A 24,858-nucleotide genomic window follows, 5' to 3' on the forward strand; every position below is an offset into this window, starting at 1 on the left:
AGATAACTAAACATATTTACCCTTAATTGAACAATCCCCTAGTGATCTCAGTTTATATTTGTATATTAATAAAATAACAAACAAATAAAAATTAAATCAATGTGATTATATAGCTGAACTTTTTTAATTACAATTTTCTTAAGCGACAATTCATCTTTATCTTATAAATCTCTATTTACTTTTTAACCAGTTAGGCTGCTTATTTAACTTTAGTCTAATGTTAAAACATTACGTTTGACTTTAAGGGGGTATAATGAAGTAGAATACGGGCAGTTTTATATTCATAAAAACTGATTAAGTTTTCAAAAGCTGAAATCAGAAAAGCGAATTAATAATTTATAGGGGATTAAACATATGGCTGAATCTAAAGCCACTCTCAGTATTGATGGTATCGTAGTTGCCGATTTACCAATACTTTCAGGTAGCGCCGGTAACGACGTAATAGACATCAGAACTTTAGGGAATTATGGTTATTTTACTTATGACCCGGGTTTCTTAGCAACCGCTTCATGTGAATCAGCTATTACTTATATCGATGGTGGTAAAGGTATTTTACAACATCGTGGTTATCCAATTGACAGTTTAGCTAAGCAAGCTAATTATCTAGAAGTTTGTTATATTTTGTTAAATGGTGACGCACCAACAATGACTCAATATGATGAATTTGTTGATATTATTACCAACCATACTATGGTTCACGAGAAACTGGCTCATTTTTTCCAAGGTTTCTTGCCTGATGCACACCCAATGGCAATGCTTTGTGGTGTTGTTGGTGCTATGTCTTCATTTTATCATAGCGATTTAGACATTGAAGATCCTGTGCAACGTATGCGTAGTGCGCATCGCTTAATAGCTAAAATGCCAACTATTTCAGCGATGGCTTACAAATACAGCATTGGTCAACCATTCGTTTATCCACGTAATGAATTAAGCTATGCAGAAAACTTCTTACATATGATGTTCTCTGTACCTGCAGAAGAGTATGTTGTTAGCCCTACTGTTGCCCGTGCCATGGATAGAATATTTACATTGCATGCAGATCACGAACAAAACGCTTCAACATCAACAGTCCGTTTAGCCGGCTCTTCTGGTGCTAACCCTTATGCATGTATCGCTGCAGGCGTAGCATCTTTGTGGGGCCCAGCACATGGCGGCGCTAACGAAGCCTGCTTAAAAATGCTTGAGCAAATTGGTACATTAGACCGTGTTGACGAATTTGTTGCTCGTGCTAAAGATAAGAGTGATTCATTTCGCTTGATGGGTTTCGGACATCGTGTTTACAAAAACTTTGATCCACGCGCAACAGTAATGCGTGAAACATGCCATGAAGTATTGAAAGAGTTAGGCATAAAAGATCCTCTTTTAGATGTGGCAATGGCTCTTGAAAAAGTAGCCCTTGAAGACCCATACTTTATTGAGAAAAAACTTTACCCGAATGTCGATTTTTACTCAGGTATCATATTGAAAGCTATTGGTATTCCTACCAACATGTTCACAGTAGTATTTGCTATGTCTCGTACCGTGGGTTGGATTTCTCACTGGGATGAAATGTTAGGTCAAGCGGGTCAAAAAATTGGTCGTCCTCGTCAAAACTATATTGGTGAAATTGACCGTGAATTTATCCCATTAAATAAAAGATAAATATTTATTTTATAAATCACTTTTTAAAAGGTAGCTCTCGCTACCTTTTTTATTTCTTTAATTTAATCACGATAGATAACAGTTTTATTATCCTTCAAACCTTCATCATCAAGTGAATTCCCCCTCATTAATACCTTTTAATAATTACGCCGTTCCTAGCTGAAATTATTGGTTTAGCACATAAATCAGCAGTATCGTTCATAAAACACCCTTTATATCTCAAGAAAATAACTAGCATTCATATAAAAAATAACAATTAATAACAACAAACTAAAAAAAACAATAAGCCACTGATATAAATAAAATACAGCCAAAATTCTGTTGAAACGTTATTTGTAAGTTTTTAAATAAGGATTTAAAAATGCTAAAATATTAATTTCAAGGCAAAAAAATCATCTAGGACATAAAAAAACAGTAATTTTCAATTCAATATTTTAGAGGGATTTAACTCACACATCCTCGGTTCAAACGATAAATCATTTAAAATAACACGAGGTAACATCATATATTTAATGGTTACTACACTTTATTTTACGTGTTTTATCCCTTTAATTTTTCTATTTATCGGTCTATCAGTTAATATTTTCACCCTTTATCCTATACAATTATCTTAATATTTATGATTTCAATCATCTTTAATCATACCTAGATAAATATAAAAGGAAGTAATTCTTTGAAAAGGGTAATAGAAAAATAAAATAGCTAATTCGCTCTCTGATTTACTGTCTTCACCACTCATTCACCCTTATAATGTTAAAAAATTTAAGAGCTGAATATAACAGTATGTCTGAATATCAAATGAGATTTGGCGGCATTGCCCGCCTTTATGGTGTTGCGGGTGCAGCCTTATTAGAAAAAGCGCACTTCTGTGTCATTGGCATCGGTGGTGTTGGCTCTTGGGCGGCAGAATCTTTAGCGAGAACAGGCATTGGTGCAATAACATTAATCGACCTCGATGATATTTGCACGACAAATATTAACCGTCAAATTCATGCGCTCAGCCAAACCATTGGTGAAAGTAAAGTCGATGTGATGGCTGAACGTATTAAGCAAATTAATCCAAGCTGTCAGGTGAATGTCATTGAAGATTTTGTCACTTTTGATAATTTGCGTGAACTATTAAGTAACGATTTTGATTATGTCATCGATGCTATTGACTCAGTGAAAATAAAAACGGCTATTATTGCTCATTGTAAACGTAATAAAATACCAGTAATTACTATTGGTGGCGCAGGAGGACAAACAGATCCAAGCAAGATTCAACTTTGTGACTTGAGCCAAACTTATCAAGATCCATTGCTTGCTAAGGTAAAAAATCAACTGCGCCGTGAATTCAACTTTCCAAAAGCGGATGCAAAGACCAGTAATAAACGTAAGTTCTCAATTGATGCTGTGTTTTCTACGGAACAACTGGTTTACCCTGATAATGAAGGAAATGTTTGTCATGCTAAACAAGTTAGTGAAGGTTCGGTGCGATTAGATTGTAGTTCTGGTTTCGGAGCCGTGACTCACGTTACTGCGACTTTTGCTTTTTTTGCAACAAGCCGCGCGATTAAAAAGTACTTAGCGAAAAATAGCGTTTAATAGTCGTTTGCGATAGTTTTAATTTTTTCGACAATCGCTTTTACGCCGTTACTTCGAGAAGGACTCAAGTGCTGCGACAAACCCAGCTTGAGAAAGTAAGCGTGATCATCAAACGCTAATATTTGCTGCGCAGAGCGTTGTTGAAAGGCGGCTAAAATAATCATCATTAACCCTCTAATAACTTTAGCATCGCTATCACAACTAAAATAAAATTCCCCCCGAGCGTTTATCGTGGCATATATCCAGGCATCGCTCTCACAACCTTGTATCAAAGTAGTATGATTACGTAAAACTTTATCCATTCTATCTAAGCTTTTACCCAATAACATTATTTCTCGATGGCGAGTATCCCATCCTTTTAGCGGGCTAAATCGTTCAATCATCGCTATTTCGTTATTTGAACTAGAGGCGTCTTGGTCAATAACGGGGTCACTGATCACGCCTTCATCATTTTCTTTGCCATTTTTAATCAGTAAATTTAGCTTTTCAATGAAAAAGTCGACTTCGGCATAAGTATTGTAGGCAGCTAGCGACACCCGAATACAGCCGCTCAGCTGTAGATAATCCATTAATGGCATTGCACAATGATGACCACTTCTAATAGCAATACCGTATGCGTCTAATCCAGTAGCAATATCATGATTATGAGTGCCAATAACAGTAAAAGAAATCACTCCTATATCGGGTTGCTGCTTGGCAACAAATTTTATCGCTTCGATACTTTGCAGCTTTTCATAGCAGTATGTTGTTAACTTGTGCTCATACTCAGCCAGCTGAGTTAAAGAAAATACATTGATGAATTGAATACTCGCTGAAAAAGCAATAACGCCTGCGTAATGAGGTGTTCCTGCTTCAAACTTAAAAGGTAATTCATTAAATGATGTTCCCTTAAAGCTCACCCGTTTAATCATTTCACCGCCACCTTGATACGGAGGCATGCTATTGAGTAATTCACGGCGCCCATACAAAACACCAACCCCTGTTGGGCCAAACATTTTGTGTGCCGAAAACACGTAGAAGTCACAATCGAGGTCTTGCATATTAAGTGTTAAATGAGCACAAGCTTGAGCACCGTCAATAACGGTTATTGCTTTGTATTTTTTAGCTAAAGTAATTAATTTTTTAACTGGGTTAACTTTACCAATCACATTAGAAATATGTGCAAAACTAACCACCTTAGTTCTTTCATTAAAATAACCTGCTAGCGCATTTTCATCAATCAGACCGTTAACGTCTAATGGTAAGACTTTAATAACAGCACCTGTTTTTTCGGCAATCATTTGCCAAGGTACGATATTGGCATGGTGTTCAACATGACTTAATAATATTTCATCACCGTGGCATAAGTTATTTTGCCCCCAACTTTGTGCAATTAAGTTAATGCCGCTGGTCGTACCTGAAGTCCAAATAACTTCTTCTACATGTTTGGCCTGAATAAAGCGTTGAACTTCGGTTCGAGCTTGCTCAAAAGCCAATGTAGCTTTAGCACTTAACGCATGCGAAGCTCGATGAACATTAGCATTATATTGTTGATATACCTCAGCTTCAGTGTCAATAACTACATTAGGTTTTTGGGTGGTAGCGCCATTATCAAAATAAACTAAAGGTAAATTATTAATTTTTTTGCTGAGCAAGGGAAAATGCTGACGAAATGTGCTGACATCAAATTTATTCATAAAAAGTTACATTTAAAGATAATATTACTGACACAATTATACCTTACATTACCTAAAGTTCAGATCATTTAAACAATTAAGTCCCTACCTCTCTTATTTAGACAATAGTCCAAATAAGTAGGTGAATTTGCCAATTCTCAACTAAGGTTAACGAGTGAAGAAAATTAAGGGTGATATGTATGAAGTTATTTTCATGGTTCATTAAAGCAAATAAGAACTCAAAGGCTAAACAGGAACAATCAGCATTGTTAAAAACAGTACCTTTAGAAGATACTGTCTATGATGAGGTACATACTTTTAATAACAATACGATGTGGCCAATAGCCAAGGTAAAAACCACAACAATGATTATTAAAAAGCCAAGTAAGGCAATTAATTCACATCATAATATCAAGAAAAATAAAGCTAAGACTAGCGTAGAACAACCCAGTTTTGTAAGTGTTCCCTTAGGTCAATAATAGTGGTTAAAATTATTCCTTCCAAAAAATAACGCGAAAGCGTTATTTTTTTGCTTTCAATGCCCTATTCACATTTTGTAAATAATGAGGCATTAAGAATTTCTTTGGATTATCAGCCAACATCTGTAAATATAAATTTGGAAAAACTTCTTCATAATATCGCATAGCTGTTCTTTGATTTAAGGGTTGTATTGCAACAAAGTTTTGCTCATCACAGCTTTCAGCAAGATAAGCACCAACACTACCTGACTCATCTTTAGCTGTCCCTAATTTCCACCCTTGTTCAGCTTTACTCACTAAGGGGGTATGGCTTTCAATGTATTTAGCCCATGGTAGTTCGCTTAAAATTTTCTCCCGTACAACCTGTCGCGATCCCTGATAAAAGCGGGGTAAAATAGCAATATTATGTGAAAACATTGAATTTTGAACGGATAAGCATCGATAATGATTTTCTGCCAATTGATATTCATCAATAAAACCAATAAGATGCGCCAACTCATGAAAAAGAACATCTTCATTATCATGACTATCGATATATAAGATACCCGCATTAACATTAGCACCTCCTTTTTCAACAAGTACCGCAATAAAGCGGTTATTGCCTACTAAGTTATGCTTTTGCCAGATAGACTCGTTGCATCGAATCGCTTCATTTTCATCATGCTGACAATCTAGCTGTATTTTGCTGATATATTTTACGGGTGAAAAACAGAGATAGGGTTTTAGTGGTGCTAGTCTTGCAGAAGATATAAGTTCTTCAAAATACCCTAAGTTTTCTAAGCTGGTTGCAAAGGGAGATATTGTCGCTAAGCAACTAACTTCAGGGGCTATTACAGGCTTATTTATTATTTTATAACGCTTTAATTTTTGATAAAAAGACTGTTGTTCATCTGTTTTATCTTCTGAACTCATCGCGGTGAATTGTTGAATGTAATGATCAATTTTTTTATATTCGCCCGTTAAAATTGAAATTTCAATTAAAAGTTTTAACGCTGATGGATCGGATTGTATCGGCAGGAGTAATTTTGTAGCGGCTAATAAGCTATGCTCATCAAGATAAATTTTAGCTAATGCAATTCTCGATTTCTTATGATTTAAGCGAATAGCTTGCTTAAGCCAGAGTTCACCATTTCGATTTTTACGATAGCTTTCTTTAGGCTTAGTAAGATAATAGTTGGCTAACTTGAATGCTATTTCTCCATCGTCTTTAGCAAGTGCTTTCGCAATATTTTGCCATTGCTTATTCTTATCTTGCTGGCCATATAAGTTCAAGCGTTTATATAATATTGAATGTAGACCAAGCTGATTAATAAGCGCTAATTGTGAGTGGCTAGCATAGCCATCTTCTACCCGTTGGATCAGTGAATTTATCCATAAAAAAGAGCTTATTGATAGGAGGATCAATAAGCTCATGATTGTTAGGCTAACTTTAACTTTCATTTAAGGTATCGATAAAATATTTATATAAGCAACTAAGACGACTTATCAGCTTGTAGTGTTTCTTGTCGCATTAAGTCTAACTCAAGTTTAGCGTATCTGTGTTCAACAAATTCGTAAACATTGGTACTGAGTGCTAATTTAAAAAAGTTAGCCGCAATATCATTATTTCCCTTAAGTTGATAATACTTTCCTAGGTAAAAATAAGCTTCGCACAAACGTTCGCTTAACGCTTTACTTGAGTTTGTGCCGCTTGATAATTGGTTAACAAATTGTTGTTCAGTAATATCGCCAAGATACAACTGAATGATATTTTTAGCCCAAACGCTATCATCGACTAAATCAGAAGCTCGTTTTAATGCTATCTGAGCAGTTAAATCATTTGTTGCTGATTCAGCTAAATACAACCATAAAATACGATAAGGGTCGTTTTTTTTACGTTGATGGAAAGTGCTAAAGTCATCAATTGAAAGACCTGGGCGGCCACCATAATATAAGGCAATGCCTCGATTTAAAAATGCATATTCATGTTCTGGATCTAAATCAATCGCGGAATCGAAGGCTTGATAAGCTTGCTCGAATTCTTGTAATTGTGTGTAGTGGATCCCCAAAAAATTATAAGCATCAACAAAGTCAGGTTTTAACCTTAGTGCCCGATTAAAATCAAGGCGAGCTAGTGATCGTAAACCCACACTGTCAAAAATAACACCCCGGTCATAATAAAGCTCAGCTCGTTGTGCATCGGTTATTTCTGCTCTTTGAATAACGTCAGTCAATCGAGCTATAGCTATTTCACTTTTATAGTTTATTGCCAAGGGCTCGGCAATGATGAGCTGATTCATAGCAATAGAAGAAGTGTTTGGTTGATTACTTGCACAACCTTGGATGGCAGAGATAGCGATAACAAATGCTACTTTAAAGAGTTTATTCACAGAAATAAGGTACCTAATAAAATATTTTTATTTATTTAGTTTCAGTATATAAAAAAGGGAGCCATCAGGCTCCCTTTTTATGTAACTTTTTAAGTATGCTATTCAGCGGCGTCAGCTACTGGCGCTTCTTTCTTTTCAGAAGCTTCTTTAATACTTAAACGTACACGGCCCTGACGGTCAACTTCAAGTACTTTAACAGTAACTTCTTGACCTTCAGTTAATACATCACTTACAGCATTTACACGTTCTTCAGATATTTGAGAGATGTGAACTAAACCATCTTTACCTGGAAGTACGTTAACAAAGGCACCAAAATCAACGATACGTACTACTTTACCTTGGTAAATTGTACCTACTTCAATCTCAGCCGTTAATGCTTTAATGCGGTTAATGGCATCTTGAGCTTGATCGCCATTTGTTGCAGCAATTTTCACAGTACCATCGTCGTCAATTTCGATAGTTGTACCCGTTTCTTCGGTAAGCATGCGGATAGTAGCACCGCCTTTACCAATGATGTCACGAATTTTATCTTGGCTAACTTTAATGGTGTGAATGCGTGGTGCAAACTGTGAAATATCATCACGGTGACCAGATATAGCTTCGTCCATTACAGATAAGATATGAGTACGTGCAGCTTTAGCTTGGTTTAAAGCAAGTTGCATGATTTCTTGAGTAATACCTTCAATTTTAATGTCCATTTGAAGTGCAGTAATACCACCGGTAGTACCCGCTACTTTAAAGTCCATATCACCTAAGTGATCTTCATCACCTAAAATGTCAGAAAGAACAACAAAGTCGTCGCCTTCTTTAACTAGGCCCATTGCAATACCAGCAACAGAAGCTTTAATTGGTACACCAGCATCCATTAATGCTAATGAAGCACCACAAACTGAAGCCATTGAAGATGAACCGTTTGATTCTGTAATTTCAGAAACAATACGCACAGCGTATGGGAATTCTTCAAGTGAAGGCATAACAGCTAACATACCGCGTTTTGCTAAACGGCCATGGCCGATTTCACGACGCTTAGGGCTGCCAACAAAACCAGTTTCACCTACACAGTATGGAGGAAAGTTATAATGAAGCATAAATGCGTCAGTCTTCTCACCCATAATTGTATCAAGACGCTGTGCATCACGTTGTGTACCTAAAGTAGCCGTAACTAATGCTTGAGTTTCGCCACGAGTAAATACCGCAGAACCGTGAGTTCTCGGTAATACACCTGTCATTACGTCTAGGGCACGGATCATTTCAGGGTCACGACCATCGATGCGAGGCATGCCTTTGGTGATACGACCACGCACAACAGTTTTTTCTAGGTCGTGGAATAAATCTTTCGCTTCTTGAACGTTAAGATCTGCGTCACTGGCCAATAATGTTTCAACAACACCATCGCGAATTTCTTTAATTTTTTCGTAACGAACTGCTTTTTCAGTAATTTGGTAAGCTTCGTTAACTTGTGCTTCACTCAATTCTGCAATTTTAGCAATAAGATCAGCGTTTTTAACTGGTGCAACCCAATCCCACTTAGGATTGTTAACTTCTGCAGCCATTTCTTTAATCGCTGTGATTGCTGTTTGCATTTGCTCATGACCATACATAACAGCGCCAAGCATAACTTCTTCAGATAAAACATCAGCTTCAGACTCAACCATTAATACTGCTGAATCAGTACCAGAAACCACTAAGTTTAACTTAGACGTTTCTAATTCCGATTGTAATGGGTTAAGAATGTATTTGCCGTCAGTATAACCAACACGTGCTGCGCCAACTGGACCACTAAAAGGCATTCCTGAAATAGCTAATGCCGCAGAAGTACCTAATAAAGAGATAATGTCTGGGGCAATTTCTGGGTTAGCAGAAACTACAGTGATTACCACTTGAACTTCGTTAGTAAACCCTTCAGGGAATAGTGGGCGAATTGGACGGTCAATTAGACGACAAATTAATGTTTCTTCTTCAGAAGGACGGCCTTCACGTTTAAAGAAACCACCTGGGATTTTACCTGCAGCGTATGTACGTTCTTGGTAGTTAACCGTTAATGGGAAAAAATCTTGTCCTGGCTTTGCTTCTTTTTTACCAACAACAGACACTAATACACACGTATCGTCCATGCTAGCCATAACAGCACAAGTTGCTTGACGAGCGATAGCGCCCGTTTCTAAAGTTACGGTATGTTGACCGAATTCAAATGTTTTTGTAACAGTATTGAACATAAATGTTCCTTTTATTAAATTAATATTTTTAAGTTATTAACCAATCTGTACAATTATTTATTCACTTAGAGCAAACTTTGTACTGCTTAAGTTGAACAAAAAATTATACAGTTTGGATTGATTAGTTTTGCAAAAGCTTAATACTTCTAAAAATTTGCACGCACATTATACTACCTCACCACGTATTTACTAGCGACAAAAGGTAAATGTTATTAAGAAAAGACAAAAAAGGAAGGTTTGTGACCGTTTAGGTAACAGTTCATAAAAAAAAGGTATAAAAAAAGGAGCTTATTAGCTCCTTTTTTCGATACTATCTTTAGAAAAGATAATAAATAAGTTACATCTTAACGACGTAAACCTAGTTTAGCGATTACAGTTGTGTAACGCTCAACGTTTTTGCCTTTTAAGTAATCAAGCAATTTACGACGTTGTGCAACCATGCGCAATAAACCACGACGTGAATGGTGATCATGGATGTGCTCTTTGAAGTGACCTTGTAAGTGGTTGATTTGAGTAGTTAGCAAAGCAACTTGAACTTCTGGTGAACCAGTGTCACCTTCTTTTTGAGCATATTCTGCAACAATTGCAGCTTTTTCTGTAGCATTTAAAGACATAAGTAATCCTTAGTGTTATGTACCCGAAAGTACTTGAAAATTCGCACCCAGCCAAACACTAATTCAGCTAAGGTGACAAAAGAGCGCGCATTGTATCAGCGCTAGGTGTAATTGCAACCGATATTTTTTAATATCATTAACTCGTCGTTAAGTATAAATAATTTCCAGTAGAAATATTTATGCTTAAGGTAAGTGCTATTGCAACCAGACTAATAAGTGCCTAAAGTCGCTTAATTACAGTGTTTTCAAAAACTCATCTAAAACAACAATGCGTTTAGGGGCAACTAAACCGTCGTCATCTATATGACCAACACCAATAAACTCGCCATCAATAATATTATCACCGACAAAAACTTGCACTAAGCCTTCACTGGGTACATTTGATGCTTGTACTGGATTACCGTGGCGTAAAAAATTCGCTGACATATCATCAATGAAAACTTCAGGAATGCCATCACAAGCCGTCGTCATCGGTAATAATAATGGGTCTAGCAATTCACTGGCCGATAACTCTTGTTCTTCAGCCTGCTCTACTAATGATTGTAACTGCTCAAGTGTTACCATTTTTTCTGTTGGATAATTACCTACAGCGCTACGACGTAAGTTCGCAACATGTGCTCCACAACCAAGTAACTCACCTAAATCATCGATAATAGTACGAATATAAGTCCCTTTAGATACATGAATATCTAAATCAACTTCGTCAGCTTCAAAGCGTAATAAATCTAAACGAAAAACCGTAATGTCGCGTGACTCACGGGGTACTTCAACACCTTCTCTGGCATATTTATATAAAGGCTGACCTTTATATTTTAATGCTGAATACATGGAAGGAATTTGCTGTGTTGTACCGCGAAAAGATTCAAGCGCGAGTGCTAACTGCTCACTTGAAACATTGACTGGTTTTTCTGCAACAACTTCGCCATCAGCATCACTTGTTGTGGTGCGGACACCCAATTTCGCAGTCACTTGATAAGTTTTATCAGTATCCAGCAAAAATTGTGAAAACTTAGTTGCTTCACCTAAACAAATAGGCAGCATTCCCGTTGCAAGAGGATCTAATGCACCAGTATGCCCAGCTTTTTGTGCGAAAAAAAGTCGTTTAACTTTTTGCAAAGCACTGTTCGATGACATTTCATAAGGTTTATCAAGTAGGATCACCCCATTAATTGGGCGACCTTTTCTGCGTTTAGCCATCTAGCTTATACCCTATGAATTTTCTTCGTTGTTTACATCAGTAATTTCATCAGTAGCAGTAGCGTCTCGTTCTGAACTCTCGGCTATGTGCTTGTCGCTCGCTACAGCTTCGTCAACGAGTGAGCTCATACGTACACCTTCAGCCATAGAACTGTCATAGACAAAACGTAAATGCGGCATAATACGTGCGCGTAGTTTTTTTGCTAATAACGAGCGAATAAAGCCAGCTGCATCATTTAACACTTCAATAGAGCTTTTTATTTCTGACGCTTCGTTAGTAAAAAAAGTAACGAATATTTTTGCGTAAGCTAAGTCACGCGTTAATTCAACAGCTGAAACTGTTGTCATCGCCAAACGAGGATCTTTAACTTCGCGCATTAATATCGTTGCGATTTCTTTTTGTATTTCTTGTCCGACACGGTCGGTACGGGCAAATTCTCTTGCCATAAGAAATTCTCCTAATGAGGTTATCAAGGTTCTTTACCTGATAACCTTTAATATATGAACAAAAATGGAGGCAAAGCCCCCATTTAGTATTTTACCAACAGTAAGTTACGTGTCACATTGAATTAACGCTAATGGATAAATATGGAATCAACCCATTAGCAAAAATTTAGTGTTACAGCGTACGCTTAATTTCTATTGTTTCGAATACTTCAATTTGGTCACCAACACGGACATCGTTGTAGTTCTTAACACCGATACCACATTCAGTACCGTTACGAACTTCTGGTACATCATCTTTGAATCGACGAAGTGATTCAAGTTCACCTTCGTATATAACAACCAAGTCACGTAATACACGAATTGGTGCGCTACGTTTAATAAGACCTTCAGTAACCATACAACCAGCGATCGCACCAATTTTAGGTGACTTAAACACGTCACGTACTTGTGCAAGACCAATGATTTCTTGTCTGAATTCTGGCGCTAACATGCCGCTCATGGCTTGTTTAACTTCATCGATTAATGCGTAAATAACACTGTAGTAACGTAAATCGATGTTCTCAGATTCAATCACTTTACGTGCAGATGCATCGGCACGAACATTGAAACCAACAACAATGGCATTAGAAGCCGCCGCTAACGTTGCATCAGTTTCAGTAATAGCACCAACACCTGAACCAATAATTCTTACTTTAACTTCATCAGTAGATAACTTAAGTAATGAGTCACTAATCGCTTCAAGTGAACCTTGAACATCTGACTTAATCACAACGTTAACTTCTGAAATTTCGCCTTCAGCCATACTTGCAAACATATTTTCAAGTTTGGCTTTTTGTTGACGAGCAAGTTTCACATCACGGAATTTACCTTGACGGAATAAAGCAACTTCACGTGCTTTCTTTTCATCTTTAACAACAGTCGCCTCGTCACCAGATTGTGGAACACCACTTAAGCCGATAATTTCAACAGGAATAGATGGACCCGCAGATTGAATATCTTTACCATTTTCATCGCGCATTGCACGAACACGGCCATATTCTAAACCACAAAGTACGATATCACCTTGCTTTAACGTACCTTCTTGTACCAACACCGTTGCTACTGGACCACGGCCTTTATCTAATTTAGACTCAATAACAACACCGCTTGCCATTTTGTCGACAACAGCTGTTAATTCTAATACTTCAGATTGTAGTAATATTGAATCAAGTAATTCGTCGATGCCTAAACCTGTTTTAGCTGAAACATGACAGAATTGAACTTCACCGCCCCACTCTTCAGATAAAACACCGTGTTGAGATAACTCACTCTTAACACGTTCGATATCAACACCTTCTTTATCCATCTTGTTTACAGCAATGATAATAGGCACTTCAGAAGCTTTAGCATGTTGAATAGCTTCAACAGTCTGTGGCATAACACCATCATCTGCAGCAACAACAATGATAACAATATCAGTTGCTTTAGCACCACGAGAACGCATTGCAGTAAAGGCAGCATGACCTGGAGTATCTAAGAACGTGATCATACCATGACCCGTTTCTACGTGATAAGCACCAATATGCTGAGTAATACCACCAGCTTCACCGTCTGCTACCTTCGCTTTACGAATATAGTCAAGTAGTGATGTTTTACCGTGATCAACATGACCCATAATAGTAACAACAGGTGCACGAGTAATTTCTTCACCGGTATGGCTACGATCAGCAAGTACGGCTTCTTCCAAAGCATTTTCTTTAACAAGTACAACGTCAAAGCCCATATCTTCTGCAACAAGTGCTGCAGTTTCTTGGTCAATTACTTGGTTAATGGTTGCCATTGCACCCAATTTAAACATAGCTTTAACAACTTCAGCGCCTTTCTTTGCCATTTTGTTGGCAAGCTCTGCTACTGAAATCGTTTCGCCAATACGAATATCTTGTACTTTAGTTTCAACAGGTTTTGTAAAACCATGCTTTAAACTTTCAGGTGAAGATAACGTTTTACCTTTGCCACGTCCGTTATTACGGCCACGAGCAGCAGGTGCTTTTTTCTTCTTACGGCGACGACCACTTTCATCAGCTGAGTCACTTTTGTCTTCAGCTTCTTGCGCGTACTTAGAAGAAGTTAAATGTACAACTTCCTTCTCTTTAGCTTTACGTTCAGCTTCTTGCTCTTTCCAGCGTGCTTCATTTTCTTCTGCTAGCTTCTTAGCTGCGGCAGTAGCTTCTTTAGCTTCTTCTTCAAGCTTAGCTTTTGTTTCAGCTTCTTGAGCAAGACGAATCTTTTTAGCTTCATCGCTTTCTGCAACTTTTACTGGCGCTTCTTCAGCATTTTTTGCTTTTGCTGCGGCAGCTTGTTTAGCTTTAGCATCCGCTTCGGCTTTTGCCTGAGCTTTACGTTCAGCTTCGGCTTCTGCTTTTGCGGCTGCGACTGCTTTGCCATTTTCAGCTTCTTTAGCATCAGCAATTGCTTTTGCTTCTGCTGCTGCTTGAGCGGCTATTTCAGCTTCTGCATTGGCTTGAGCTTCTGCTTCTGCCTGTTGTTGCTCTTCAACTTCGCTACGTTTAACATAAGTGCGCTTTTTACGTACTTCAACATTAACCGACTTGGCTTTACTGCCATGTCCCATTGTTAACGTTGATTTAGATTTACGATTAAGCGTCATCTTTAGTGGTCCGGCTGTTGAGTCGTCACCATGTTGCTTTTTCAAGTGATCTAACAATGCTTCTTTTTCATCTTGTGATACAGAATCAGTTGCGGATTTGTTCACGCCAGAATCAGCCAATTGGCTAACTAAGCGGTCCACCGGTGTACCAATTTCTTGAGCAAGTTCTGCTACAGTTGTGTTTGACATCTACTATATTCTCCCGGGAATTATTCTTCGTTAAACCAACAAATATTACGCGCAGCCATAATTAACTCGCCCGCTTTGGTTTCATCTAATTCTTCAATATCGGCAATTTCGTCAACGCCTTGTTCAGCTAAATCTTCAAGGGTAATAACACCACGACTCGCTAATACAAAGGCTAAATGACGTTCTAAACCATCTAATGCTAATAAATCAGCGGCTGGTTCAGCATTTTCAAGAGATTCTTCGCTTGCTAATGCTCGTGTCGTTAATGCCGCTTTTGCTCGTTCGCGAAGCGCGTCTACAATTTCTTCGTCCATGCCGTCAATTTCTAACATTTCAGCGGCTGGTACATAAGCAATTTCTTCTAACGTAGCAAAACCTTCTTCTGCTAATAAATTAGCAAAGTCGTCATCGATATCTAAGTTATCTGTGAATAAAGAAATAACTTTATCGTTTTCAGCTTGATGTTTTTCGTTCATATCAGCAACGGTCATTACGTTCAATTCCCAGCCAGTCAATTGGCTAGCCAAACGAATATTTTGTCCACTACGGCCGATAGCCATCGCTAAGTTGCCTTCTTCAACAGCAATATCCATGGTGCCTTTGTCTTCATCAACAATAATTGATGCAACTTCAGCTGGAGCCATTGCGTTGATTACGTACTGTGCTGGGTTATCGTCATATAAAACGATATCTACACGTTCACCACCAAGTTCAGTCGAGACAGCTTGAACACGTGAACCACGCATACCGACACAAGCGCCGACTGGATCAATACGTTTGTCGTTTGACTTAACTGAAATTTTGGCACGTGAGCCAGGATCGCGAGCAGCACCTTTTATTTCTAGCATTTCTTCGCCAATTTCCGGTACTTCTACACGGAAAAGCTCAATCAACATTTCTGGCTTAGAACGAGTCACTAATAATTGTGCGCCACGTGTTTCTGTCTTTATCTCGTATAACAAACCACGTATACGGTCACCTGGACGGAATGTTTCACGAGGCAACATATCATCACGATAAATAACCGCTTCTGCGTTATTACCTAAATCAATGATAATGCTATCGCGACTAGCTTTCTTAACAACACCGGTAACTAACTCACCGATTTGTTCTTGATAAGCTTCGACAATAAGTGCACGTTCTGCTTCACGAATTTTTTGTACAATAACTTGCTTTGCGGTTTGCGTAGTTACACGGTCAAATTTAACTGATTCAATTTGATCTTCAATGTAATCGCCAAGCTGTAACTCTTCATTATCGTACTGTGCTGCTGATAAGCTCATTTCTGCAAACGGGTTTTCTGCTACTGCATCATCAGCAACAACTAACCAACGTCGGAACGTATCAAATTCACCATTAGTGCGGTCAATAGCAACACGAACAATAATGTCGCCTTCATATTTTTTCTTTGTTGCTGTTTCTAAAGCAGTTTCCATTGCTTCAAAAATACTTTCACGTGGTAATGCTTTTTCGTTAGATACGGCATCTACAACCAGTAATATTTCCTTACTCATGCTACTTAGCCTTTTTAATCGTTTCTGAACAGTCCAATTTGTGTTTATGGTACAAAATTGAACAACTGCGTATTTTTTATTTTATTATTATGATTTTTTGATTAAGTCTTTTTATTATGATTAAAAACCAAATTAGCCTTAACAATATTACCGAGCACTAAATCATAGTCTTCGCCATCAACCGTTACGATTAACGTGTCATTTTCAACGGCAACTAAACACCCTTTAAATTTACGACGACCATTTAACGGTATAGACAATTTTACTTCGATAATTTCACCAATCACTGCTTCATAGTGTGGCTTATCGAATAAAGGTCGGTCTAAACCTGGCGATGATACTTCTAAATTAAACTCACTGCTGATAGGATCTTCAACGTCAAGAATAGCCCCTACCTGACGGCTAACTTCTGCGCAGTCATCAACATCAATACCATTCTCATGGTCGATAAATAAACGTAATACTGAATTATTACCTGCACTGATATATTCAATACCTAATAATTCCTTGCCAACTTCTTCAACAGCAGGACGTAACATGTCTGTCAATTTATGTTCAAACTTAGCCAATCATTTTCTCCAAATAAAATCTTACTTTATCTTTCTGTATCGACATTCAGATACAAAAAAAGGGCTTATAGCCCAGCAATTCTTAAAACTTATCGTGCTGAAAATGTTCCAGATACGAAAAAGCCCCATTACGCGGGGCTTGTTACACTGACCCACGATGTTGATTTAACCTAGTGACTTATAAGATAAGCCGTTAAATCGATACAACAATATAAAATTATTTTAAAATTTTGCTTTAAGCATTTTAACTTTGCGTTAAGCATAAGAAACTAAAAAATGAATTTCAGTGAAATATTGTTATATTTAAGCTAGGCTAATTATATAGCGCCTACCGACGAATCGCAAGCCTAATTCATACTATAAGCAATAAAAGCTCAACTTATGTAGGTCATTGCTCTTAGTATAATATATCACTCTAAATAACAGCTAGTTAGTAATTTTTTATCAAGCATGCTATAAATTAAGTAAGCCTAATCTTTGTAGTAAATCGACATATTATGTATAGCTATTCTCAATTATTAATTCGCAATGCCATTTTAGGAATTTTTTTTAATATTCTTATCGCCGTAATCGTGAGCTATATTTTATCTTCTTCTCTGTCGAGTAGACAGCTAAACATACAAAAATCCATTGCCGCTGTTGTTGATATCTCAGACAAAAGCGATCAATTTAAAAGTGTTAATAAATTGATTAATTTAGCTGATTTTCAGTTATTCTCGCTAACAAAACAAAACAAAGATATATTTGTTCATGAAATACCCCATTCAAACATTCTTGTCACTTTAATTTCCCCTGAAAAAATAGTTTTTACAAGCGAACTAAAAACGACTATCAGTTACCAAGTCAATGGCAATACTTCTGCAACATTAGTGTTGAAAATAACAGCTGTATCAATTTTTGTTAGCCTCATTATTATTTTGATTGCTTGTTCCTTGAGTGTTAAACACACTAAACAGCTGGTTTTTGTCGTCAATAAAAAAATTAAACACGGGATCGCACAAGTCATCTCGATGAATAAGCTAGAACCTGACGATGAAGTCATTGATATTCCTGAATTAACATCCGGATTAAAAAAGGTTGAAGCGCTTATCTCGTCGCATATCAATGACACTACTGCACTTGAAAAACAAGCCTATATCGAACCACTGACAAAATTAGAGAACCGTAATCGTTTTATTCAATTTTTTGCTAATGACGAGAACCAAGTTGAGTTTGGTGTCTTAGCTATAACCCGTTGCTCTGAACTGCAAACAATTAATCAAATACACGGTTACAATGAAGGTGATAATTATATTTGTAAAGTTGCAGAAATCATCAAAAGCGTTACGGCAACCTATCGCGGTGCCAATGTTTATCGACTCAATAGCTCAGATTTTGCAACCCTTCTGCCAAATGTTACCTTAAAAGAAGCAGAAAACGCAGCAAATGAAATATCACGTAAGTTTAACGCTTATCAACAATCATCAGACTTAGATTCAGTTGGCTATACCGGATTAGTTTATTTTGATAAAGACAAACCATTGGGTGAATTACTCGCATTAGCAGACACGGGTATAAGCATTGCGCAAACTCAGCAAATAAACTCCTGGTTTTCGCAAAGTAACACGGATATTTTACAGAGCGCGAGTGCTAATTACGGTAACCAGAACTGGCGTCAAGAAATAGAGAGTGTATTAGAAAATCAACGGGTAAAATTACTCGTTCAGCAGATAAAACCCAATAGTCGTAACAATAAAGTTTATGGCGAAATTCTTGCTCGATTTTTAAATTCAAGTGATGAAATGCTCCCTACCGCCTCTTTTATCGCCATGGCTGAAAAGCTCGATAAAATGGTTGCTGTCGACAAAATGATTATCGAAAAAGTCATCAATGAAATTAAAGTAAAAAACTTACACGAGCAGTTTTTTGGTATCAATATCAGTGCTCGAAGTATTCATGATGAACATTTTTTAATCTGGCTGGAACGTCGTTTATTAAAAGAAGCAACAATTGCTTCGAAATTAATCTTTGAAATCACCGAATATGGCCTGCAACAAAACATCAAAACCAGTAAACGCTTTATCGATATGATCCATCGTGTCGGCTCGCGCATTACTGTTGAACGTTTTGGTGTTGGATTAACCTCATTTAAGTTTTTTCGTGATCTTAAACCTGATTTTATTAAAATGGATAGCTCCTACACACGTGATATCGATGATGATAAAAACAATCAATATTTCATCCGATTGATGGTCGACCTTGCACACCGACTTAGCATAACGGTTTTAGCTGAAAGTGTTGAAAGCCAAGAAGAAAAGTTTACTTTAGAAAAGTTATTCATTGATGGTTGCCAAGGGTTTTACTTAGGAAAACCTGATGTTCTTTAATTTAATAAAGCTAAAATATTAATAATCCTTAGTAAATTTGTCCTTATACCACAACAAGATGTTGCATATGCAACAAAAATTAAGCTATTGAGCGGTTGTGATCTGACGAATAAAGTCGGATAATAGTGCGAATTATCTCATAAAATTAATTCTCAAATGACAGATTATCTACTGCTGTTAGTTAGCACAGTATTAGTCAATAACTTTGTACTCGTAAAGTTCCTAGGTTTATGCCCATTTATGGGTGTGTCTTCTCGTACTGAAACTGCTATCGGTATGTCATTTGCCACCACCTTTGTAATGACTATTGCTTCGTTGCTCAGTTACATCGTTAACACCTACATTTTAGCCCCTTTGGGTCTAGAATACTTAACGACAATGATGTTTATATTAGTCATTGCCGTGGTTGTTCAATTTACCGAAATGGTCGTACATAAAACCAGTGCCAACTTATACCGTTTACTGGGGATATTCTTGCCACTCATTACGACTAATTGCGCGGTATTAGGTGTCGCCTTATTAAATATATACGAACAACACAACTTTCTTGAATCAATCGTTTATGGTTTTGGCGCAGCTGTAGGTTTTTCTCTTGTCCTTATTATGTTTTCAGCCATGCGCGAAAAACTGGCTAATGCAGATATCCCTAAACCTTTTAAAGGTTCTGCTATTGCAATGATAACAGCGGGCTTAATGTCGCTTGCTTTTATGGGCTTTACTGGATTGGTGAAGTTATAATGAGCGTACTAATGACAACTCTTTTGGCCATATTAGTCCTTGGCTGTATGGCATTAGTCTTTGGTGCTATCCTCGGTTTTGCCTCGGTAAAATTTCATGTTGAAGGGGATCCTCTTGCCGAACAAGTTGACGCTATATTACCGCAAACACAATGTGGTCAATGTGGTTATCCTGGTTGTAAACCTTATGCAGAAGCAGTAGCAAATGGTGAAGCAATAAACAAATGTGCTCCAGGTGGTGAAGACACCATCAAAAAAATTGCCGATTTGATGGGGGTTGAACCACCACCATTAGATGAGAGCCATGATACAGATAACTCTCCTAAAGTTGCTTTTATTATTGAAGAAGATTGTATCGGCTGCACAAAATGTATCCAAGCCTGCCCTGTTGACGCAATTTTAGGTACAACCAAACAAATGCACACCATAATAGCCGATGAATGTACCGGCTGTGATTTATGTGTCGAACCTTGCCCAGTTGATTGCATAGTAATGATACCTATTGCTAAAACGCCACAAAACTGGCAGTGGGATCTTAATAATATACCCGTAGTACAGCTTGATTAGGTGAGGATTCGTGGGATCAGTTATTGAACGTATAAAACGAGGCAACTTTTGGACTTTTCATGGCGGTATTCACCCTCCTGAACAAAAGTTCTTAACCACTGACAAGCCAATCAGAGCGGTTAGTATACCTGAACAACTAATATTACCATTACAACAGCACATCGGTATTGCTGGTGAGTTACAAGTAAAGATTGGTGATAAGGTATTAAAAGGTCAAGCGCTTACGCACAGTACGCACCCAATGGCTGTGCCTATTCATGCACCAACAAGTGGCACTATTAGTGCTATCAAAAATGCTGTTATTGCTCATCCTTCAGGTTTAAGTGAATTATGCTTATTTATTACGCCTGATGGTGAAGACAAATGGCGAGAACGCCATATTTGTACCGATTTCAATCAACTAACAAATAATGAATTAATTGATAAAATTGCATCTGCTGGTATTTCAGGTATGGGCGGCGCCGGCTTTCCTACTCAAGTAAAGGTCAGTACTCGAGAAAAGATAAAATTCCTTATTATTAATGCCGCTGAGTGTGAACCTTATATTAGCGCTGACGATTTATTAATGCGTGAACATAGTCCGTCAATTTTAGATGGTATTAATATACTCGACCGTATTCTTTCGCCTGATTATATTCTTATCGGTATTGAAGAAAACAAACCCGAAGCAATAAAAGTGTTACAGCAAGCAACCGCCAATAATGAACATATTCAAATCTGTGTAGTACCCACTAAATACCCTACAGGTGGTGAAAAACAACTCATTCAAATATTAACAGGTCAAGAAGTGCCATCTGGGGTTTTGCCAAGTTCGTTAGGTATTGTAATGCATAATATTGCGACTTGTTTTGCTATTGCTGATGCCGTAATAAACGATATACCTCTAATAAAAAGAGTGGTTACGGTCAGTGGCCAAGCCTTACAAAAGCCCCAAAATGTCTGGTCATTACTTGGTACTCCTGTAGGCTTTTTACTTGAACAGTGTGGTTATGCTAATAAAAATAAAAAGCATATCATTATGGGTGGTCCAATGATGGGCTACAGCCTGCCTACAGATCAAGTCCCTGTGGTAAAGACAACCAATTGTGTACTCGCCCCAAGTGAGCAAGAAATATCGTCACCTTATTCCACTGGCACAGGGGAAGTTGAATGTATTCGATGTGGGCAATGTAGTGATGTTTGCCCTAGCCAACTTTTACCACAAGAATTACAGTGGAGCGCTAAAGCAAAAGATCAGCCACAACTTGAAAAACTCAACCTATTCGATTGTATCGAATGTGGTGCTTGTGCGTATGTTTGTCCAAGTCAAATTCCATTAGTACACTATTATCGCGTAGCAAAATCTGAAATTCGTACACAAAAGCAATTAGATATAAAAGCAGAACATGCAAAAGTAAGATTTGAAGCGCGTAAAGAGCGCCTGGCAAGAGATAAAGTAGCCCGAGAAGAAAAGAACAAGGCAGCAGCCGAAGCACGTAAAGCACGAATGAACTCAGGTACACCCCAAGCAAAAACTGAGAAGTCAGCGGTTGCAGAGGCTTTAGCACGCGTCAAAGCCAAGAAAGCTCAACAAACTCAAGTTGGCGATAGCGGAACTGCTGACCATTCAGTTCCACCAATAGACGTAGAACAAAAAAGTCAGGTAAGCGCCGCTATTGCTAGAGCAAAAGCAAAAAAACTTGCTGCTCAGCAAAACATACCAACAGAAAAAACCCTATCGGTTAATACAGCAGATGATAGCGCAGTCGAACCTGTCAATGATAAAAAATCGAAAATTGCTGCCGCAGTTGCCAAAGCTAAAGCAAGAAAACTTGCTGAGAAAAACAATGATATCCCACTAGTCTCGGATAACAATACGCAAGGCGACACCGTTATATCAAAGCAGGTCGAAAAGCCTGTTGACGATAAAAAAGCGAAAATTGCTGCCGCAGTTGCCAAAGCTAAAGCAAGAAAACTTGCTGAAAAAAACAGTGATACCCCACTAGTCTCGGATAACAATACGCAAGGCGACACCGTTATATCAGAGCAGGTCGAAAAGCCTGTTGACGATAAAAAATCGAAAATTGCTGCCGCAGTTGCCAAAGCTAAAGCAAGAAAACTTGCTGAGAAAAACAATGATACCCCACTAGTCTCGGATAACAATACGCACGACGACACCGTCATATCAAAGCAGGTCGAAAAGCCTGTTGACGATAAAAAAGCGAAAATTGCTGCCGCAGTTGCCAAAGCTAAAGCAAGAAAACTTGCTGAACAACAAACAAAATTAGCCGCTACTCCCAGCGATGATCTAACAAACAAACAACCAAAATCAGAGTCGACATAATATTATGGCCTTTTGGATAGCAAGCTCACCACATAATCACGTTCAAAGTGAAACTTCAGCAATAATGCGTCTAGTTATTTATGCAACGATCCCAGGGGTATTTGCCCAATGGTACTTTTTTGGCTGGGGGAATTTAATACATATTTCACTCGCCATTATTACCGCCCTAGTGGCAGAGTTTACTGTGTTGTCTTTACGAGAAAAGAATATAAAGGCGCAACTATTTGATGGAAGCTCAATTCTAACCGCGGTATTAATTGGCATTAGCTTACCCGCAATAGCGCCATGGTGGATCACTGTGATTGGCGCATCCTTTGCTATTGTTGTTGTTAAACAACTTTATGGTGGCCTCGGACATAACCCTTTCAATCCTGCGATGGCCGCTTATGTGATGTTATTAATCTCATTTCCTTTGCAAATGACTTCATGGCTACCACCGCTAGAACTCATGGCATTGCCCTTAAACTTTGCTGATACCTTATCTGTAATTGTTAGTGGCTTTACAATTGACGGATATTCGGTTGAACAACTAAGAACACATATTGACGGTTATACTATGGCAACACCGCTCGATACAGTAAAAACAAACCTAACTCTGGGAATGACGATTGCTGAAAGCATGGAAAGCCCCGTTATTGGCGAAAATTTTGGTGTAGGTTGGGAATGGGTTAGTGCCGGATTTCTACTCGGTGGTCTCTTCTTAATAAGTAAAAAGACAATTCATTGGGTAACACCATTCAGTTTTTTAGCAAGCATATTTGTATGTTCATTAATCGCTTTTTTATATAGCCAAGACAGTAATGCCTCAACCTTGTTTCATTGGTTTAACGGCGCATGCATGTTTGGAGCGTTCTTTATCTTAACAGACCCCGTTTCCGGTGCGACGAGTTTTAAAGGGCGTATCGTTTTTGGCGCATTAGCAGGCTTTCTCGTATTCATTATTAGAAAGTACGGCGGTTACCCTGATGGAGTAGCATTTGCTGTGTTAATTTGTAATATGGCAGCACCATTAATCGATCAATACACACGCCCTCGTACCTACGGGCATAATATTTCACCAAGTAAATCAGGAAATGAATAATGGCCCTCTCACTTACTAGTGCCGTCAGTAAAAACGCCAAAATTCTCGCTTTATTTGCTATTGCTTGTACCGCTATTGTTGCAGTCGTCCACTTACTCACTAAAGATCAGATTATCTTGCAACAACAACAAGAATTATTACGTAACTTAAACAGTATTATCGCCAAAGACAGCTACAATAATGTGATCTATAAAGACTGTTATATTTTGCCAAGTGCTGCATTAGGTACGGTTTCACCACAAAAAGTTTACCGTGCAAGAAAAAATGAAAGTGCAGTCGCTGCAGCTATTACAACGGTTGCCCCAGACGGATACAGCGGAAATATAGAGCTTATTATTGCCATTAATATAGATGGCAGTATTAGTGGTGTCAGAACGTTAAAGCACCAAGAAACTCCCGGGCTTGGCGATAAAATAGAAGAAAAGAAAAGCGATTGGATAAACAGCTTTACCGACATGAAATTAGCCCATGATAATGATAGCCGTTGGTTAGTGAAAAAAGATGGTGGCATGTTTGACCAATTCACCGGTGCCACAATCACACCACGTGCTGTCGTTAAAGCCGTTCGCAACACCGTTAGCTATTTTAACGCACACCAAAGTGAACTATTTGAAGCTACCAGTAATTGCCCAAGCCAGAAAACGGCTAAAGGAACCAAATAGT

General features: G+C 38.0%; 19 protein-coding genes. 9 read left to right on the plus strand and 10 right to left on the minus strand.

The genetic code is table 11. The annotated features are described in order from the left end of the window. The first annotated feature begins 354 nt into the window (after positions 1–354). Positions 355–1,641 (plus strand): citrate synthase, encoded by a 1,287-nt coding sequence (locus tag H4J39_RS14215; protein ID WP_182229071.1) that lies wholly within the window; start codon positions 355–357, stop codon positions 1,639–1,641. A gap of 783 nt (positions 1,642–2,424) precedes the next feature. Beyond that, on the plus strand, positions 2,425–3,225 hold the full coding sequence (gene tcdA / locus H4J39_RS14220; protein ID WP_182229072.1) for a tRNA cyclic N6-threonylcarbamoyladenosine(37) synthase TcdA: 801 nt from the start codon (positions 2,425–2,427) through the stop codon (positions 3,223–3,225). On the opposite strand, the gene H4J39_RS14225 is transcribed toward tcdA, so the two are convergent. Beyond that, the gene (locus tag H4J39_RS14225; protein ID WP_182229073.1) at positions 3,222–4,901 is read right to left on the minus strand and encodes a SufS family cysteine desulfurase; all 1,680 of its coding nucleotides are present in this window, start codon (positions 4,899–4,901) and stop codon (positions 3,222–3,224) included. The two genes, tcdA and H4J39_RS14225, sit on opposite strands and share 4 nt — an antisense overlap. A gap of 179 nt (positions 4,902–5,080) precedes the next feature. On the opposite strand from H4J39_RS14225, the gene H4J39_RS14230 reads away from it, so the two are divergent. Beyond that, a complete protein-coding gene (locus H4J39_RS14230; protein ID WP_182229074.1) occupies positions 5,081–5,359 on the plus strand; it encodes a hypothetical protein in 279 nt (92 codons plus the stop codon). A 42-nt stretch (positions 5,360–5,401) separates the two neighbouring features. Here the strand turns inward: H4J39_RS14230 and H4J39_RS14235 are convergent, their stop codons facing one another. The 9 genes from H4J39_RS14235 to rimP all read right to left on the minus strand — a co-directional run bounded on the left by H4J39_RS14235 (position 5,402) and on the right by rimP (position 17,121). Next, the gene (locus H4J39_RS14235) at positions 5,402–6,799 is read right to left on the minus strand and encodes a hypothetical protein (RefSeq protein WP_182229075.1); all 1,398 of its coding nucleotides are present in this window, start codon (positions 6,797–6,799) and stop codon (positions 5,402–5,404) included. 32 nt (positions 6,800–6,831) lie between these two features. Then, entirely contained in the window at positions 6,832–7,728 is an 897-nt protein-coding gene (gene nlpI / locus H4J39_RS14240) for a lipoprotein NlpI (RefSeq protein ID WP_182229076.1), read from the minus strand. A 98-nt stretch (positions 7,729–7,826) separates the two neighbouring features. Continuing rightward, the gene (gene pnp, locus H4J39_RS14245; protein WP_182229077.1) at positions 7,827–9,944 is read right to left on the minus strand and encodes a polyribonucleotide nucleotidyltransferase; all 2,118 of its coding nucleotides are present in this window, start codon (positions 9,942–9,944) and stop codon (positions 7,827–7,829) included. Between the two features lie 344 nt (positions 9,945–10,288). Next, positions 10,289–10,558: a 30S ribosomal protein S15 gene (gene rpsO, locus H4J39_RS14250; RefSeq protein WP_070376186.1), complete on the minus strand. Its 270-nt coding sequence runs from the start codon at positions 10,556–10,558 to the stop codon at positions 10,289–10,291. Positions 10,559–10,792: 234 nt separating this feature from the next. Further along, positions 10,793–11,755, minus strand: a complete 963-nt coding sequence (gene truB / locus H4J39_RS14255) for a tRNA pseudouridine(55) synthase TruB (protein ID WP_182229078.1) — start codon at positions 11,753–11,755, stop codon at positions 10,793–10,795. A gap of 12 nt (positions 11,756–11,767) precedes the next feature. Then, positions 11,768–12,202 (minus strand): 30S ribosome-binding factor RbfA, encoded by a 435-nt coding sequence (gene rbfA / locus H4J39_RS14260; protein ID WP_182229079.1) that lies wholly within the window; start codon positions 12,200–12,202, stop codon positions 11,768–11,770. 172 nt (positions 12,203–12,374) lie between these two features. Continuing rightward, positions 12,375–15,038 (minus strand): translation initiation factor IF-2, encoded by a 2,664-nt coding sequence (gene infB / locus H4J39_RS14265; protein ID WP_182229080.1) that lies wholly within the window; start codon positions 15,036–15,038, stop codon positions 12,375–12,377. 20 nt (positions 15,039–15,058) lie between these two features. After that, entirely contained in the window at positions 15,059–16,552 is a 1,494-nt protein-coding gene (nusA, locus tag H4J39_RS14270) for a transcription termination factor NusA (RefSeq protein WP_182229081.1), read from the minus strand. Between the two features lie 101 nt (positions 16,553–16,653). Then, positions 16,654–17,121: a ribosome maturation factor RimP gene (gene rimP, locus H4J39_RS14275; RefSeq protein ID WP_182229082.1), complete on the minus strand. Its 468-nt coding sequence runs from the start codon at positions 17,119–17,121 to the stop codon at positions 16,654–16,656. A 497-nt stretch (positions 17,122–17,618) separates the two neighbouring features. Between rimP and H4J39_RS14280 the strand changes: the two genes are divergently transcribed. The 6 genes from H4J39_RS14280 (at position 17,619) to rsxG (ending at position 24,857) form a co-directional block, all read left to right on the plus strand. Further along, a complete protein-coding gene (locus H4J39_RS14280) occupies positions 17,619–19,487 on the plus strand; it encodes an EAL domain-containing protein (protein ID WP_182229083.1) in 1,869 nt (622 codons plus the stop codon). Between the two features lie 156 nt (positions 19,488–19,643). Then, the gene (gene rsxA, locus H4J39_RS14285; RefSeq protein ID WP_182182076.1) at positions 19,644–20,225 is read left to right on the plus strand and encodes an electron transport complex subunit RsxA; all 582 of its coding nucleotides are present in this window, start codon (positions 19,644–19,646) and stop codon (positions 20,223–20,225) included. A gap of 11 nt (positions 20,226–20,236) precedes the next feature. After that, on the plus strand, positions 20,237–20,791 hold the full coding sequence (gene rsxB / locus H4J39_RS14290) for an electron transport complex subunit RsxB (protein ID WP_182229084.1): 555 nt from the start codon (positions 20,237–20,239) through the stop codon (positions 20,789–20,791). Positions 20,792–20,801: 10 nt separating this feature from the next. Beyond that, complete coding sequence (gene rsxC / locus H4J39_RS14295) at positions 20,802–23,114, plus strand: electron transport complex subunit RsxC (RefSeq protein WP_182229085.1); 2,313 nt, start codon at positions 20,802–20,804, stop codon at positions 23,112–23,114. Positions 23,115–23,118: 4 nt separating this feature from the next. Further along, complete coding sequence (rsxD, locus tag H4J39_RS14300; RefSeq protein WP_182229086.1) at positions 23,119–24,195, plus strand: electron transport complex subunit RsxD; 1,077 nt, start codon at positions 23,119–23,121, stop codon at positions 24,193–24,195. After that, on the plus strand, positions 24,195–24,857 hold the full coding sequence (gene rsxG, locus H4J39_RS14305) for an electron transport complex subunit RsxG (protein ID WP_182229087.1): 663 nt from the start codon (positions 24,195–24,197) through the stop codon (positions 24,855–24,857). The genes rsxD and rsxG overlap by 1 nt, the downstream gene beginning before the upstream one ends. The last annotated feature ends 1 nt before the right edge of the window (position 24,858 follow it).

It is taken from the genome of Colwellia sp. Bg11-12 (genome assembly GCF_014076955.1).
Lineage (GTDB): Bacteria > Pseudomonadota > Gammaproteobacteria > Enterobacterales > Alteromonadaceae > Colwellia_A.

Coding starts and splice junctions, on each gene's coding strand:
- H4J39_RS14215 (WP_182229071.1), top strand. CDS start 355: ATGGCTGAATCTAAAGCCACTCTCAGTATTGATGGTATCGTAGTTGCC.
- tcdA (WP_182229072.1), top strand. CDS start 2,425: ATGTCTGAATATCAAATGAGATTTGGCGGCATTGCCCGCCTTTATGGT.
- H4J39_RS14225 (WP_182229073.1), bottom strand. CDS start 4,901: ATGAATAAATTTGATGTCAGCACATTTCGTCAGCATTTTCCCTTGCTC.
- H4J39_RS14230 (WP_182229074.1), top strand. CDS start 5,081: ATGAAGTTATTTTCATGGTTCATTAAAGCAAATAAGAACTCAAAGGCT.
- H4J39_RS14235 (WP_182229075.1), bottom strand. CDS start 6,799: ATGAAAGTTAAAGTTAGCCTAACAATCATGAGCTTATTGATCCTCCTA.
- pnp (WP_182229077.1), bottom strand. CDS start 9,944: ATGTTCAATACTGTTACAAAAACATTTGAATTCGGTCAACATACCGTA.
- rpsO (WP_070376186.1), bottom strand. CDS start 10,558: ATGTCTTTAAATGCTACAGAAAAAGCTGCAATTGTTGCAGAATATGCT.
- truB (WP_182229078.1), bottom strand. CDS start 11,755: ATGGCTAAACGCAGAAAAGGTCGCCCAATTAATGGGGTGATCCTACTT.
- rbfA (WP_182229079.1), bottom strand. CDS start 12,202: ATGGCAAGAGAATTTGCCCGTACCGACCGTGTCGGACAAGAAATACAA.
- infB (WP_182229080.1), bottom strand. CDS start 15,038: ATGTCAAACACAACTGTAGCAGAACTTGCTCAAGAAATTGGTACACCG.
- nusA (WP_182229081.1), bottom strand. CDS start 16,552: ATGAGTAAGGAAATATTACTGGTTGTAGATGCCGTATCTAACGAAAAA.
- H4J39_RS14280 (WP_182229083.1), top strand. CDS start 17,619: ATGTATAGCTATTCTCAATTATTAATTCGCAATGCCATTTTAGGAATT.
- rsxA (WP_182182076.1), top strand. CDS start 19,644: ATGACAGATTATCTACTGCTGTTAGTTAGCACAGTATTAGTCAATAAC.
- rsxB (WP_182229084.1), top strand. CDS start 20,237: ATGACAACTCTTTTGGCCATATTAGTCCTTGGCTGTATGGCATTAGTC.
- rsxD (WP_182229086.1), top strand. CDS start 23,119: ATGGCCTTTTGGATAGCAAGCTCACCACATAATCACGTTCAAAGTGAA.
- rsxG (WP_182229087.1), top strand. CDS start 24,195: ATGGCCCTCTCACTTACTAGTGCCGTCAGTAAAAACGCCAAAATTCTC.